A 14522-nucleotide genomic window follows, 5' to 3' on the forward strand; every position below is an offset into this window, starting at 1 on the left:
GGTCAGACGCGAACCCCTGGTCAGGCGCTCTGGAGCTGCTCGACCTCCACGTGCTGCGGGTAGAACGCGACATGCCCGGCGATCGCGCCCACCGCCTCGTACGGCTCGCGGTAGGTCCACACGGCGTCGGTGACGGTGCCGTCGCCGGTGACCAGCGAGTAGTACGAGGCGTCGCCCTTGTACGGGCAGTAGGTGCTGGTGTCGGTGGGGGCAAGCGCGTCCGCCGCCACGTCGGCCAGCGGTATGTACTGGACGGCCGGGTAGTCGGCCTCCTGGAGGGTGAGCGCGGCGGTGGTGTCGGCGACGACCTTGCCGCCGGCGCGCACCACGACGCGGGCGGCCGTCGGCTCGACGGTGATGGGGTGGTCGGGGCCGGGCGTCTTGACGGGGCGGGCCATGAGGACTCCAGAACTCCTGCCGGGTCGGCCCGGACGGTCATCCGGGCCTCCCCCATGTCAACCCCGCCGGCCCACCCGCCATTCCCGCCGACCCATCCGCCATTTGCGCCGCCTCACGCCCGTTGCCGCCGACTCACCCGTCGCCGCCGCCGGCCCGCCCTCCGTTCCCGCCGGCTCCCGGCACCCGCCGCAGCACCCGCAGCAGGTACTCCTCCCGGTCCAGCGGGTTGTGGTCGGTGCGCGGCCGCTCCGGCGCCTTCCCGGTGACCGGCCGGTAGTGGTGGAAGGCGCTCTCCAGCGCCCCTTCGCCCCGGGTGAGCGTGGGCAGTCGCCGCTCCAGGTCGTGGACGCGGGCGGCGGGGATGTCGCCGGCCAGTTCGTACCCGCCGTCGTGCGCGGCCGGGGTGCGGGGCAGCGCGCCGAGCCGGGCCAGCACGGGCAGCACCGTGCCCAGCGCGTCGGCGGGCAGGTCGAGCCGGAAGCGGTGCATCGGCTCGTGCACGGTGGTGCCCGCCTGCCGCAGCGCCGCCATGAGCACCAGCGGGGTGAGCCCGCGGAAGTCCGCGCCCGTACTGGACATGCTCTTGTCGAAGGTCCCGTGCGCGTGGCTCTGCCGCGGCCAGTACCCGCAGTGCGTCATCGTGACCGCGCAGTCGGTCACCCGCCAGCCGTGCAGCCCCTGCTCCAGCGTGCGGCGCACCGTCTCCTCCACCGCGGCGAAGAACGCGTAGGGCATCGCGCCCAGTTCCACGCCGAGCCCGAAGGCGACCCCGCTGCCGGCCGGGCCCGGCGCGACCCGCAGCCCCACCGTGGCCAGGAACGGATTGCCGTCCTTCGCGATGGACTCGACGGCGGCGCCGGTCCCGGCCGGGCGCTCGATGTGCAGGGTGGTGGTGGGCCGGAAGTCGGCGTCGAGCCCGAATTCGCCGGCCAACGTCGCCTGGATGACCTCCTTCTGCACCTCGCCGTAGAGCGACACGGCGATCTCCTGCCGCAGTTCGTCCCGGCGCAGGTCGATCAGCGGGTCCTGCTCGGCGAGTTGGACGAGCGCGGCGTGCAGCGCGCCGCGGTCGGCCGGGCGCCGGGCGGTGACGACCGTCTCCAGGGACGGCGGCGCGAAGTGCCGGTCCTCCCCCGCCGCGGGCGGCGGCGCTCCGACGGTGTCGCCGATCCGCACGTCGCCCAGACCCCAGACGCGGGCGATCCGCCCGGCCGGGGCGTGGTCGCGCCGGGTGTCGGTGCCGGCCTCGAAGACGCTGAGCGCGGTGACCCGGCCCTCCCCGACCGGGCCGCCGCCGCGGTGCACCGGCAGCCGGTCGCGGGTGCGGACGGTCCCGGCGGCCACCCGCACGTAGGCGATGCGCTCGCCTGCCGGGCCGCGCTCCATCTTGAAGATGGTGCCGCGCACGGGCGCGTCCGGGTCGGGGCGGCGCGCCGGCAGCAGTGCGGCGATGCCCGCGATCAGGGCGCTCGTTCCCGCACCGGTGACGGCGGAGCCCGCGTAGACCGGGTGGACGAGGGCGGCCGCGGTCTGCTCGGCGAGCGCCGCGCGCAGCCGGGCGTGGTCGACGGCGTGCTCGTCGCGGACGTACGCGGCCAGCAGCCGGTCGTCGCGGCGGGCCAGCAGGTCCAGCAGCCGCGCGTCGAAGCCGGGGTCGGCCGCGGTGTACGGCGGGGCGGCCGCCTGCGGGGTGCCCTGGGCGCGGGCGCCGGTCATCGCGACGATGTCGGGGGTCAGCCGGCCGGCGACGGCCCGAAGGGTGCGGTCGAGGTCGGCGCCGCGCCGGTCGAGCTTGTTGACGAAGATCAGCGTGGGGATGCGCAGGCGGCGCAGGGTGCGCATCAGGACGCGGGTCTGCGGCTGGACGCCCTCGACCGCGGAGACGACCAGGACGGCGCCGTCGAGCACGCCGAGCACCCGCTCGACCTCGGCGATGAAGTCGGGGTGGCCGGGGGCGTCGATCAGGTTGACGTCCGGGCCGCCGGGACCTCCGTCGGGGGCGCCACCCCCGGGCAGCGTGAAGGCCACCACGGCGGACTTGATGGTGATGCCGCGCTGCTTCTCCAGCGCGAGCGTGTCCGTGGTGGTGCTGCCGCGGTCGACGCTGCCGATCTCGTCGATGACACCGGCGGCGTACAGCAGCCGCTCGGTGAGGCTGGTCTTACCGGCGTCGATGTGCGCGAGGATGCCGAGGTTGAGCGAGTGCACAGGCCGTCATGTCCTTGGGGTCGGGGGTGGTGGCTTCCGGGGCGGGCATGGCGGAACCGCGCATCTTCACTGCTCCTCGGTCGGTGGCCGGCCCGGGTGGCCGGCGTGCGTGACCGGCCGATCACAGCACGTCCGCATACCGGGGGCAACGTGTTTTCCGGCGGCGGGCGGACAATGGCGGGATGAGCGAGTTGTCCGAGCCGGACGCTGCCGGCACGCTGAGCGGCGCCGCGTTCTTCCGGCCGGTGCGGGCCGGGAACGCCTTCGAGGAGACCGTCGAGCGGCTGCTCCAGGTGATCAAGCTCGGCGTGGTCGCACACGGTGAACGGCTGCCCCCGCAACGGGAGTTGGCGGAGCGGTTCCGGGTCAGCCGGGTGACGCTGCGGGAGGCGCTGGGCTCGCTGGAGCAGGCGGGGTACGTGCAGTCGCGGCGCGGCCGCACCGGCGGGACCTTCGTCACGCATCGGCCCGGGGGCGCGGACGGCGGGCCGCCCGGGCGTTCGGCCGAGCGGGCGCCGGACGAGCTGGAGGACACCCTCGCCTACCGCCGGGCGCTGGAGATCGGCGCCGCCGAACTGGCCGCGGGCCGCGCGCTCGGCCCCCAGGAGCGCCGCCACCTCGCCGACCGGCTGCGGGACACCCAGCAGTGCGACGCGGTGGACTACCGGCGCACCGACTCCCGCTTCCATCTGGCGATAGCCGAGCTGAGCGGGTCCCGGTCGCTGGCGGCGAGCATCGCCGACACCCGGATGCGGCTGAACGACCTGCTCAACGCGATCCCGCTGCTGCCGCGCAACATCGAGCACTCGCAGGCGCAGCACGCCCGGATCGTGGCGGCGATACTCGACGGCGACCCGGCCACCGCCCGCCGGGCGGCCGAGGAGCACCTCGCCGCGACCGCGTCGCTGCTGCGCGGCTTCCTGGGCTGAACTCCGGTCCGCCCGCACCCGGCAGGCCGCAGACCGTAGCAACCGACGCTGCCCACCGCGCTCTTGACGGCGCGTCCGGCGGAGTGAGACGGTCTCCCCGCTAATGGAACAGGTTCATTCCATTAACCAGCCCGGGAGACGCCCATGTCTGCTCCCCGCCCGCCGGACCCGACCGCCAGTCCCCCCACTCCCCCCAAACCCCCCACTCCCGCCTCCCCCTCCGCCGACGAGCAGCGGCTGCGCGAACTCGGCTACGTCCAGGAGCTGGCCCGCTCGATGTCGGGCTTCTCCAACTTCGCCGTCTCCTTCTCCATCGTCTCGATCCTCTCCGGCTGCCTGACCCTGTACGGGTTCGGCATGAACACCGGCGGCCCGGCGCTCATCACCTGGGGCTGGCCGGTCGTCGGGCTGATGACGCTGTGTGTGGGCCTGGCCATGGCCGAGATCTGCTCCAGCTTCCCGACCGCGGGCGGCCTGTACTACTGGGCGGCGAAGCTCGCGCCCTCCCGGGCTCCGGCGTGGAGCTGGTTCACCGGCTGGTTCAACTTCCTCGGCCAGGTCGCGGTCACCGCGGGCATCGACTACGGCGCCGCCACCTTCCTCAACGCCCTGCTGGACCTCCAGTTCGGCCTGTCGGCCACCCCCGGCCACACCGTGGAGCTCTTCGCGGTGATCCTCCTGGCGCACGGCCTGCTCAACACCCTGGGCGTGCGGCTGGTGGCGCTCTTCAACGACGTCAGCGTGTGGTGGCACCTGGTCGGCGTGCTCGTCATCGTCGCGGTGCTGGTGTTCGTGCCCGACCACCACTCCTCCACGTCGTTCGTCTTCAGCAGGTTCGTCGACGACACCGGCTTCCACAGCCCCTTCTACGTCTCGATGCTGGGCCTGCTGCTGGCGCAGTACACCCTCACCGGCTACGACGCGTCCGCGCACATGACCGAGGAGACCCACGACGCGGCCCGCTCCGGCCCGCGCGGCATCGTGAACGCCATCGTGGTGTCGCTGGTCGCCGGGTGGGTGCTGCTGCTCGGCCTGACCTACGCCATCCAGGACTACGACGGCGAGCGGACCACCAGCAGCGGGGTGCCGCCGGCGCAGATCTTCATCGACGCGATCGGCCACACCGGCGCCAAGCTCCTGCTGCTGATCGTGATCGGCGCCCAGTTCTTCTGCGGCATGGCGTCGGTGACCGCCAACTCCCGGATGATCTATGCCTTCTCGCGGGACGGCGCGCTGCCCGCCTCCCGCCTGTGGCACCGGATCAACCCGCGGACGCAGACACCGACCAGCGCCGTGTGGCTGGCCGCGGCCGGCGCCTTCCTGCTCGGCCTGCCCGCGCTGTGGAACTCCACCGCGTACGCGGCCGTCACGTCGGTGTCGGTGATCGGCCTCTACATCGCCTACGTCATCCCGGTCTACCTGCGGCTCCGGCAGGGCGACGCGTTCACGCCCGGGCCCTGGCACCTGGGGCGCTGGAGCCGGCTGGTGGGCAGCGTGGCCGTCGGCTGGACCGGGCTGATCACGATCCTGTTCATGCTCCCGACCGTCAGCCCGATCACGGCGGCGAGCTTCAACTACACGCCGGTCGCGGTCTGCGTCGTGCTGGGCTTCGCCGGGGTGTGGTGGCTGGTCTCGGCCCGGCACTGGTTCACCGGCCCCCGGGCGTCGGACGGCGGTTCCCCGTCCGACACCGAACCCAGTGACCTGGAGGCGAGTTGAGCAGCGGGACCAGTACGCACAGCACGGGCAGCCCGAGCGGCGGGAGCGGCGGGAGCGGCCGTCCCCGGCTGACGCTGGAGGAGTTGCGCTCGCGCGTCGCGGCCGGCGCGGTCGACACCGTCGTGCTGGCCATGACCGACATGCAGGGCCGGCTCCAGGGCAAGCGGGTGGCGGCCGACTTCTTCCTGAGCGACGTGGTGCCCGGCGCGGCCGAGGGCTGCGGCTACCTGCTGGCCGTCGACGTCGACATGAACACCGTGGACGGCTACGAGGTCTCCTCCTGGGACGCCGGCTACGGCGACCTGGTGCTCGCCCCGGACCTCGCGACGCTGCGGATGGTGCCCTGGCACCCGGCGACCGCCATGGTGCAGTGCGACGTCACCCACCACGACGGCACCCCGGTCGGTGTCTCGCCCCGGCAGGTGCTGCGCCGCCAGCTCGACCGGCTCGCCGGGCACGGCTGGCACGCCTACGCGGGCACCGAACTGGAGTTCATCGCGTTCCGCGACAGCTACGAGCAGGCGTGGGACCGCGCCTACCACGGCCTGACGCCGGTCAACCAGTACAACGTGGACTACTCCATCCTCGGCACCTCCCGGATCGAGCCGCTGCTGCGCCGTATCCGCAACGGGATGGCCGGCGCCGGCCTGACCGTCGAGTCCGCGAAGGGCGAGTGCAACCCCGGGCAGCACGAGATCGCCTTCAAGTACGGGCCGGCGCTGGCCACCTGCGACGACCACGCGGTGTACAAGACCGGCGCGAAGGAGATCGCCGCGCAGGACGGGGTGAGCCTGACCTTCATGGCGAAGTACGACGAGAAGGAGGGCAACTCCTGCCATGTGCACCTGAGTCTGCGCGACGCCGAGGGCCGCCCGGTGCTCGCCGGCGACGGCCCGTACGGCTTCTCGCCGGTGATGGAGCACTTCCTGGCCGGGCAGCTCGCCTGCCTGGCGGACTTCGCGCTGCTGCTCGCGCCGAACGTCAACTCCTACAAGCGGTACGTGGCCGGCAGTTTCGCGCCGACCGCGATCGCCTGGGGCCGGGACAACCGCACCTGCGCGCTGCGCGTGGTCGGGCACGGGCCGTCGCTGCGGTTCGAGAACCGGGTGCCCGGCGGCGACGTCAACCCGTACCTGGCGGTGGCCGCGCTCGTCGCCGCCGGGCTGCACGGGGTGGAGCAACGGCTGCCGCTGGAGCCGGAGTTCACCGGCAACGCCTACGCGTCGGCCGCGCCGCGCGTCCCGGCCACGCTGGGGGCGGCGGTGGACGCCTTCGCTCGCAGCGAGGTCGCCGAAGCGGCCTTCGGGGCGGACGTCGTCCGGCACTACGCGCACGCCGGGCGTACCGAACTGGCCGCGTTCGAGGGGGCGGTGACCGATTGGGAGCGGCGCCGCGGATTCGAGCGGCTGTGACGCGCCCGCTGGTCGGCGTCACCGGCTACCTCGACGAGGCGGCGTGGGGCGTGTGGCGGCAGCCCGCCGCGCTGGTGCCGGACACCTATGTCGCGTCCGTCGCCCGGGCCGGCGCCGCCGCGGTGGTGCTGCCGCCGCAGGACGGCGGGGTGGCCGAGGTGTTGGACCGCCTCGACGGCCTGGTGCTCGCTGGCGGCCCCGACGTGGACCCGGCCCGGTACGGCGCCGCGCCGCACCCGCGCACCGGCGTGCCCCAACCGGTGCGCGACTCCTGGGAGTTCGCGCTGCTCGCCGGTGCGCTGGCCCGGGAGCTGCCGGTGCTCGCGGTGTGCCGCGGCATGCAGCTGCTGAACGTGGCGCTGGGCGGCACCCTGGTCCAGCACCTGCCGGAGCGGGTCGGCGGCAGCGCCCACCAGCCGGCCCCGGCGGTCTTCGGGCGCCGCAGCGTACGCACCCGGCCGGGCAGCGTCCTGCACGGCATCCTGGGCGCGAGCGCCGAGGTGTCCTGCTACCACCACCAGGCCGTGGACACCCTGGGCCGGGGGCTGACCCCCACCGCCTGGAGCGGCGACGACACCGTGGAGGCGCTCGAACTCGCCTCACACGAGGGCGTGTTCACCGTCGGTGTGCAGTGGCACCCGGAGACCGACCCGTCCGATCCCCGGCTGTTCGCCGCGTTCGCCGCGGCGGCCGCGTCCCGGCCCGGTGCACGATGACGCCGGCGCGCGGGCCGTGCCGCACCGGCCCCTGCTCCGGCCGCTCGCCCCATCGCGCGACCGGCCCCTGCACCGACCGATCGACCGACCGCTTCGAGAACAGGGTGGACAGCTGATGGCCCCAGGACAGGGCTCCGCGACGGACGTCGGGGGCGGGGTGTGGCCGGTGGTGAACCCGGCCACGGAGGAGATCATCGACCGGGTGCCGATGGCGGACCTGGCCGCGGCGGACGCGGCGATCGCGCGCAGCCGGGCGGCGTTCGGGCCGTGGCGGCGGGTCGCCCCGGCCGACCGGGCCCGGCTGCTGCGGGCGTTCGCCGCCGCGGTGGACGCCGACCGCGAGCACCTGGCGCGGCTGGAGGTCGCCAACTCCGGCCACACGCTGGGCAACGCCCGGTGGGAGGCGGCCAACGTCCGCGACGTGCTGGAGTACTACGCCGCCGCGCCGGAGCGGCAGTCCGGCCGGCAGATCCCGGTGGCCGGCGGCCTGGACGTCACCTTCCACGAACCGCTCGGCGTGGTGGGGGTGATCGTGCCGTGGAACTTCCCGCTGCCGATCGCCGGGTGGGCGCTGGCCCCGGCGCTGGCGGCGGGCAACACGGTGGTGCTCAAACCCGCGGAGCTGACCCCGCTGACCGCGCTGCGGCTGGGCGAACTCGCCTTGGCGGCGGGCCTGCCCGCGGGCGTGCTGGAAGTGGTGCCCGGCCGCGGCGACGTGGTCGGGCGGCGCTTCGTGACGCACCCGGACGTCGCGAAGGTCGTCTTCACCGGCTCCACCCGGGTCGGCAAGGAGATCATGGCCGGGTGCGCGGCCCAGGTGAAGCCGGTGACACTGGAGTTGGGCGGCAAGAGCGCCAACGTGGTGTTCGCCGACGCCGACCTGGCGAAGGCCGCCGCCACCGCGCCGTCGGCGGTCTTCGACAACGCCGGGCAGGACTGCTGCGCGCGCTCCCGCATCCTGGTGCAGCGCGAGGTGTTCGACGACTTCATGGCGCTGCTGGAGCCGGCGGTCAAGGCGGTGCGCGTCGGCGACCCGGCCGACCCGGCCACCGAGATGGGCCCGCTGATCTCCGCGCGGCGGCGGGCCGCGGTGGCCGCCTACGTGCCCGAGGGCGCGCCGGTCGCCTTCCGCGGCAGCGCCCCGGACGGGCCGGGCTTCTGGTTCCCGCCGACCGTGCTGTCGCCGGTGCGGCCGGACGACCCGGCGTTCACCGAGGAGATCTTCGGGCCGGTGGTGGCCGTGGTGCCGTTCACCGACGAGGAGGACGCCGTACGGATCGCCAACGACACCGCCTACGGCCTGTCCGGCTCGATCTGGACCCGGGACGTGGGCCGGGCGATCCGGGTGGCGCGGGCGGTGGAGGCGGGCAACCTGTCGGTCAACTCGCACGCGTCGGTGCGGTACGCGACGCCGTTCGGCGGGTTCAAGCAGTCCGGGCTGGGCCGCGAGCTGGGCCCGGACGCGCTGCACGCCTTCACCGAGACCAAGAACGTCTTCATCGCCACGGAGGATTGAGCAATGACGCTCGCAGCACGCCTGGAGGGCCGCGTCGCGGTGATCACCGGTGCCGGCAGCGGCATCGGGCTGGCCAGTGCCCGCCGGCTGGCCGCCGAGGGGGCGTCGGTGGTCTGTGTGGACATCGACGAGGACAGCGGCGCCGCGGCCGCGGCGGAGGTCGGCGGCCTGTTCGTGCGGGCCGACGTCACCGACGAGGACGCGGTGCGCGGCATGTACGAGACGGCCGTCGCCACGTACGGGCGGCTGGACGTCGCCTTCAACAACGCGGGCATCTCCCCGCCGGAGGACGACTCGATCCTCACCACCGGCCCGGACGCCTGGCGCCGGGTGCAGGAGGTCAACCTGACCAGCGTCTACCTGTGCTGCAAGTACGCCATCCCGCACATGCAGCGGCAGGGCAAGGGCTCGATCATCAACACGGCGTCGTTCGTGGCGGTGATGGGCGCGGCGACCTCGCAGATCTCCTACTCGGCGTCCAAGGGCGCGGTGCTGTCGATGAGCCGGGAGCTGGGCGTGCAGTTCGCGCGCGAGGGCATCCGGGTCAACGCGCTGTGCCCGGGGCCGGTCAACACCCCGCTTCTTCAGGAACTGTTCGCCAAGGACCCCGAGCGCGCCGCCCGCCGTCTGGTGCACATTCCTCTCGGCCGGTTCGCCGAACCGGAGGAACTGGCCGCCTCGGTCGCGTTCCTGGCGAGCGACGACTCGTCGTTCATCACGGCGTCCACCTTCCTCGTCGACGGCGGGATCTCGGGCGCCTACGTGACCCCGCTGTAGCGGGCCCGGCCCCGGCCGGTCCTGCCCCTCCCCAACCCCCACGGAAAGGTCCACCACATGAGCGACGTCAGCCGCAGGACGTTCATGGCGATCTCGGCCGGGGCGGCCGCCGCGGCGACCGTCGGCGGTGCGGCGGAGGCGACCGCCGCCGCGCCGGGCCAGGCGCCGGCCGCCGCGCCGAAGGCCACCGGGACGCTCACCGACGCCAAGCACGTCGTCGTCCTCATGCAGGAGAACCGCTCCTTCGACCACTACTTCGGCACGCTGAAGGGCGTCCGCGGCTTCGCCGACCGCAGCGCGATCCAGGTCGCGGGCGGCTACAGCGTCTTCAACCAGCCGAACGGCAGCGGCCGGCAGTACCCGTGGCAGTTCAGCGCCACCGCGCCGGCCGGCGGCGCCGACCCCGAGCGGCTCGCGCAGTGCAACGGCGACCTCGCGCACGGCTGGGCCGACCAGCACGCGGCGTGGAACGGCGGCAAGATGGACGGCTGGGTCGCCGCCAAGGGCAACGTCCGCACCCTCGGCCACCTCACCCGCGCCGACATCCCCTTCCACTACGCGCTCGCCGACTACTACACCGTGTGCGACGCCTACTTCAGCTCCACGCTCAGCGCCACCGGCCCCAACCGCACCTTCCACTGGAGCGGCCAGATCGACCCGGACGGCCGCAGCGGCGGTCCGGCCTACGACGGCGGCTCGGAGTCCGGGCTGCGGTGGCAGACCTACGCCGAGGCGCTCCAGAACGCGGGCGTGAGCTGGAAGGTGTACCAGAACGCGGCGGACAACTTCACCGACAACGCGCTGGCGTACTTCACCCAGTTCACCTCCGCGGCCGCCGGCACCCCGCTGCACGACCGCGGCATGGGCTCGGTGCCGAAGGCCACCGGGCGGACCCCGGACGACATCGCGGCCGCCATCAGGGCCGACGTGCTCGCCGGCACGCTCCCCCAGGTGTCCTGGGTGGTCGCCGACGAGGGCTCCTCGGAGCACCCGTACGCCACGCCCGCCGACGGGGCGCACTTCGTGCACATGGTGATCGACGCCCTCAACGCCGATCCGGCGGTCTACAACTCCACGATCCTGTTCCTCAACTACGACGAGAACGACGGCTTCTTCGACCACGTGCCGCCGCCGGTCCCGGTGTCCGGCACCGCGGGCGAGTTCTACACCGGCACCCCGATCGGGCTGGGCGTGCGGGTGCCGATGATCGCCATATCCCCCTGGAGCCGCGGCGGTTGGGTCGACTCCGAGGTCTTCGACCACACGTCGGTGCTGCGCTTCCTGGAGACCTGGACCGCGGCGCTGGGCACCCCCGCGACGTGCCCGAACATCAGCGCCTGGCGCCGCGCCGTCTGCGGCGACCTGACGTCCGCGTTCGACTTCGCCAACCCGGTGGCCGGGCTGCCGTCGCTGCCCGACACCTCGGCGGTGATCGGCGAGTCGACCTGCGCGCCGCTGCCCAACCCGGCGCCGGTGACCAACGCGCTGCCCGCGCAGGAGTCCGGCACCCGCCCGGCGCGCGCCCTGCCGTACCAGCCGGACGCCTTCCTCGACCACATCGAGTTCGGCACCGGCGGGGTGACCAAGGTGTGGCTGGCGATGGACAACACCGACGCCCGCTCGACCCGCGCGGTGCACTTCGCCGCCTACGCCAACGCCCACCGCGGCGGCGGGCCCTGGCAGTACACGGTGGCCGCGGGCGGCACCACCAGCGACTTCTTCAACTGCGGCAGCGGCTACGGCGACGGCAAGTACGACCTGAGCGTGGTGGGCCCCAACCGCTTCCTGCGCCGCTTCCAGGGCGACACCACCGCACCCGGCAAGGACGTCGCCGTCACCCCCTCGTACGCCGTGACCAACAGCACCGGCAAGCTCGCGCTGTGGTTCACGATGGCCAACCACGGCGCCGCGGCGGTCACGTTCACCATCACCGCGAACGCCTACCGCACCGACGGCCCGTGGACGTACCAGGTGCCGGCCGGCGGGCAGGTCGCCGACTACTTCAACGCGGTGGCGTACAACGGCGGCTGGTACGACTTCACGGTGACGGTCAGCGGTGACGCGAGCTGGTCGCAGCGCTTCACCGGGCACCTGGAGACCGGCGCGCCGAGCGTCAGCGGCTGACCGGTCAGCGCCCCGGCGGCCTCAACGGCTGCGCGCGGCCTTGCGGTTGGCGCGCAGCCACTCCTTGTTCATCGAGGTGATCGACATCAGCGGGATGCCCTTGGGGCAAGCGGTCGCGCACTCGCCGGTCAAGGTGCAGCCGCCGAAGCCCTCGGCGTCCATCTGCCCGACCATGTCCAGCACCCGGCTCTCGCGCTCCGGGCCGCCCTGCGGGAGCGCGGCGAGGTGGTTGATCTTCGCGGAGGTGAAGAGCATCGCGGAGCCGTTGGGGCAGGCGGCGACGCAGGCGCCGCAGCCGATGCACTCGGCGTGCTCGAAGGCGCGGTCGGCGTCGGGCTTGGGCACGGGCGTGGCGTGTGCCTCGGGCGCGGCGCCGGTGGGCACCGAGACGTAGCCGCCGGCGCCGATGATCCGGTCGAAGGCGGAGCGGTCCACCACCAGGTCGCGGACGACCGGGAAGGCGGCCGCGCGCCAGGGTTCGACGTCGATGGTGTCGCCGTCGCGGAAGGAGCGCATGTGCAGCTGGCAGCTGGTGGTGCGCTCCGGGCCGTGCGCGTCGCCGTTGATGACCACGCCGCAGGCGCCGCAGATGCCCTCGCGGCAGTCGTGGTCGAAGGCGACCGGGTCGGCGCCTTCGAGGGTGAGGCGTTCGTTGAGGGTGTCGAGGACCTCCAGGAACGACATGTCCGGCGAGATGCCGTCGACGTCGTAGGCGGTCATGGCACCGGGGGCGTCGGCGTTCTTCTGCCGCCAGATGCGCAGGGTGAGCCTCATGCGTAGCTCCGCTGGGTGGGGTGGACTTCGGTGAAGACGAGTTCTTCGCGGTGCAGCACGGGCGGCTCGCCGTTGCCGGTGAACTCCCAGCCGGCGGCGTACCCGAACTCCTCGTCGCGGCGGGCGGCCTCGCCGTCGGGGGTCTGGGACTCCTCGCGGAAGTGGCCGCCGCAGGACTCGGCGCGGTGCAGGGCGTCCAGGCACATCAGCTCGGCGAGTTCGAGGTAGTCCACGACGCGGTTGGCGCGCTCCAGGGACTGGTTGAACTCGGCCTCGGTGCCGGGGACCTTGATCCGCTGCCAGAACTCCGCGCGGATCTGCGGGATGCGGTCCAGCGCCTTGCGCAGGCCCTGCTCGTTGCGCGCCATGCCGCAGAACTCCCACATCAGCTCGCCCAGTTCGCGGTGGAAGGAGTCGGCGGTACGGTCGCCGTCGACGCTCACCAGCCGGTGCAGCCGCTCCTTGGTGGCGGCCAGCGCCTCGGTGACGGCGGGGTGCTCCGGGTCGACGGGGGCGGCGGCCGGGTGCCGGGCGAGGTAGTCGTTGAGGGTGGCGGGCAGCACGAAGTAGCCGTCGGCCAGGCCCTGCATGAGCGCGGACGCGCCGAGCCGGTTCGCGCCGTGGTCGGAGAAGTTGGCCTCGCCGATCGCGAACAGCCCCGGCACGGTGGTCTGGAGGTCGTAGTCCACCCACAGCCCGCCCATGGTGTAGTGCACGGCCGGGTAGATCCGCATCGGCACCTCGTACGGGTTCTCCGCGGTGATCCGCTCGTACATCTCGAAGAGGTTGCCGTACTTCTCCGCGACCGCGCGCCGGCCCAGCCGGGCGATGGCGTCGGCGAAGTCGAGGTAGACGCCCTGGCCGCCGGGGCCGACGCCGCGGCCCTCGTCGCAGACGTTCTTCGCGGCGCGGGAGGCGATGTCGCGCGGCACCAGGTTGCCGAAGGAGGGGTAGATCCGCTCCAGGTAGTAGTCGCGCTCGGCCTCGGGGATGTCGGCCGGCGGGCGGGCGTCGCCCTTGGCCTTGGGCACCCAGATCCGGCCGTCGTTGCGCAGCGACTCGCTCATCAGGGTCAGCTTCGACTGGTGGTCGCCGGTGCGCGGGATGCAGGTGGGGTGGATCTGGGTGAAGCAGGGGTTGGCGAAGTACGCGCCGCGGCGGTGCGCCCGCCAGATCGCGGTGGCGTTGGAGTTCATCGCGTTGGTGGACAGGTAGAAGACGTTGCCGTAGCCGCCGGTGGCGAGCACCACCGCGTCGGCGAGGTGGGTGCTGACCTCGCCGGTGACCAGGTCGCGGGCGACGATGCCGCGGGCCCGCCCGTCGACCACCAGCAGGTCGAGCATCTCGGTGCGCGGGTGGATCTCCACGTTGCCGGCCGCGATCTGCCGCGACAGCGCCTGGTAGGCGCCGAGCAGCAGTTGCTGGCCGGTCTGGCCGCGGGCGTAGAAGGTGCGGGAGACCTGGACGCCGCCGAAGGAGCGGGTGTCGAGCAGGCCGCCGTACTCGCGGGCGAAGGGCACGCCCTGCGCCACGCACTGGTCGATGATCTCCACCGAGATCTGCGCCAGCCGGCGCACGTTGGACTCCCGGGCGCGGAAGTCGCCGCCCTTGACGGTGTCGTAGAAGAGCCGGTGGATGGAGTCGCCGTCGTTGCGGTAGTTCTTCGCGGCGTTGATGCCGCCCTGCGCGGCGATGGAGTGGGCCCGGCGCGGGGAGTCCTGGTAGCAGAACTGCACGACGTGGTAGCCCTGTTCGGCGAGGGTCGCGCCCGCGGAGCCGCCGGCCAGGCCGGTGCCGACCACGATCACGCGGTGCTTGCGGCGGTTGGCGGGGTTGACGAGCTTGGCGGTGAAGCGGCGGGTGTCCCAGCGGTCGGCCATCGGGCCGTCGGGGGCCTTGGTGTCGGCGATGGGCGCGCCGGTGCCGTAGCGGGTGTAGTCGGTCAACT

General features: G+C 73.4%; 11 protein-coding genes. 7 read left to right on the plus strand and 4 right to left on the minus strand.

Annotated features, from left to right (window positions below; translation table 11 throughout):
• Window positions 1–20: 20 nt before the first annotated feature.
• Window positions 21–398, minus strand: coding sequence for a DUF427 domain-containing protein (locus WA788_RS24580; protein WP_335980845.1), 378 nt, complete (start codon window positions 396–398; stop codon window positions 21–23).
• 133 nt (window positions 399–531) lie between these two features.
• Window positions 532–2607: a translation factor GTPase family protein gene (locus WA788_RS24585; RefSeq protein ID WP_335980846.1), complete on the minus strand. Its 2076-nt coding sequence runs from the start codon at window positions 2605–2607 to the stop codon at window positions 532–534.
• 182 nt (window positions 2608–2789) lie between these two features.
• Between WA788_RS24585 and WA788_RS24590 the strand changes: the two genes are divergently transcribed.
• From WA788_RS24590 to WA788_RS24620, 7 genes are all read left to right on the plus strand, one after another.
• Window positions 2790–3536, plus strand: coding sequence for a FadR/GntR family transcriptional regulator (locus WA788_RS24590; RefSeq protein ID WP_335980847.1), 747 nt, complete (start codon window positions 2790–2792; stop codon window positions 3534–3536).
• 276 nt (window positions 3537–3812) lie between these two features.
• Window positions 3813–5255: an amino acid permease gene (locus WA788_RS24595; protein ID WP_335980930.1), complete on the plus strand. Its 1443-nt coding sequence runs from the start codon at window positions 3813–3815 to the stop codon at window positions 5253–5255.
• A gap of 68 nt (window positions 5256–5323) precedes the next feature.
• Window positions 5324–6667 (plus strand): glutamine synthetase family protein, encoded by a 1344-nt coding sequence (locus WA788_RS24600; RefSeq protein WP_335980932.1) that lies wholly within the window; start codon window positions 5324–5326, stop codon window positions 6665–6667.
• Window positions 6664–7383: a gamma-glutamyl-gamma-aminobutyrate hydrolase family protein gene (locus WA788_RS24605; RefSeq protein WP_335980849.1), complete on the plus strand. Its 720-nt coding sequence runs from the start codon at window positions 6664–6666 to the stop codon at window positions 7381–7383. Before WA788_RS24600 ends, WA788_RS24605 begins: the two co-directional genes overlap by 4 nt.
• A 115-nt stretch (window positions 7384–7498) precedes the next feature.
• Window positions 7499–8899: an aldehyde dehydrogenase family protein gene (locus WA788_RS24610; RefSeq protein ID WP_335980850.1), complete on the plus strand. Its 1401-nt coding sequence runs from the start codon at window positions 7499–7501 to the stop codon at window positions 8897–8899.
• A gap of 3 nt (window positions 8900–8902) precedes the next feature.
• Window positions 8903–9676: a 3-oxoacyl-ACP reductase gene (locus WA788_RS24615; protein WP_335980851.1), complete on the plus strand. Its 774-nt coding sequence runs from the start codon at window positions 8903–8905 to the stop codon at window positions 9674–9676.
• A gap of 57 nt (window positions 9677–9733) precedes the next feature.
• Entirely contained in the window at window positions 9734–11800 is a 2067-nt protein-coding gene (locus WA788_RS24620; protein WP_335980852.1) for a phosphocholine-specific phospholipase C, read from the plus strand.
• A 21-nt stretch (window positions 11801–11821) separates the two neighbouring features.
• Here the strand turns inward: WA788_RS24620 and WA788_RS24625 are convergent, their stop codons facing one another.
• The gene (locus WA788_RS24625; protein WP_335980853.1) at window positions 11822–12574 is read right to left on the minus strand and encodes a succinate dehydrogenase/fumarate reductase iron-sulfur subunit; all 753 of its coding nucleotides are present in this window, start codon (window positions 12572–12574) and stop codon (window positions 11822–11824) included.
• The gene (locus WA788_RS24630) at window positions 12571–14520 is read right to left on the minus strand and encodes a fumarate reductase/succinate dehydrogenase flavoprotein subunit (protein ID WP_335980854.1); all 1950 of its coding nucleotides are present in this window, start codon (window positions 14518–14520) and stop codon (window positions 12571–12573) included. The genes WA788_RS24625 and WA788_RS24630 overlap by 4 nt, the downstream gene beginning before the upstream one ends.
• Window positions 14521–14522 lie beyond the last annotated feature (2 nt).

The sequence above is a fragment of the Streptomyces sp. CA2R106 genome, assembly GCF_037034245.1.
Taxonomy (GTDB): Bacteria; Actinomycetota; Actinomycetes; order Streptomycetales; family Streptomycetaceae; genus Actinacidiphila.

Bases quoted from the DNA above. Each gene is read 5' to 3' on its own strand.
- WA788_RS24610 (WP_335980850.1), top strand. From the start codon at position 7,499: ATGGCCCCAGGACAGGGCTCCGCGACGGACGTCGGGGGCGGGGTGTGG.
- WA788_RS24620 (WP_335980852.1), top strand. From the start codon at position 9,734: ATGAGCGACGTCAGCCGCAGGACGTTCATGGCGATCTCGGCCGGGGCG.
- WA788_RS24615 (WP_335980851.1), top strand. From the start codon at position 8,903: ATGACGCTCGCAGCACGCCTGGAGGGCCGCGTCGCGGTGATCACCGGT.
- WA788_RS24625 (WP_335980853.1), bottom strand. From the start codon at position 12,574: ATGAGGCTCACCCTGCGCATCTGGCGGCAGAAGAACGCCGACGCCCCC.
- WA788_RS24580 (WP_335980845.1), bottom strand. From the start codon at position 398: ATGGCCCGCCCCGTCAAGACGCCCGGCCCCGACCACCCCATCACCGTC.
- WA788_RS24595 (WP_335980930.1), top strand. From the start codon at position 3,813: ATGTCGGGCTTCTCCAACTTCGCCGTCTCCTTCTCCATCGTCTCGATC.
- WA788_RS24590 (WP_335980847.1), top strand. From the start codon at position 2,790: ATGAGCGAGTTGTCCGAGCCGGACGCTGCCGGCACGCTGAGCGGCGCC.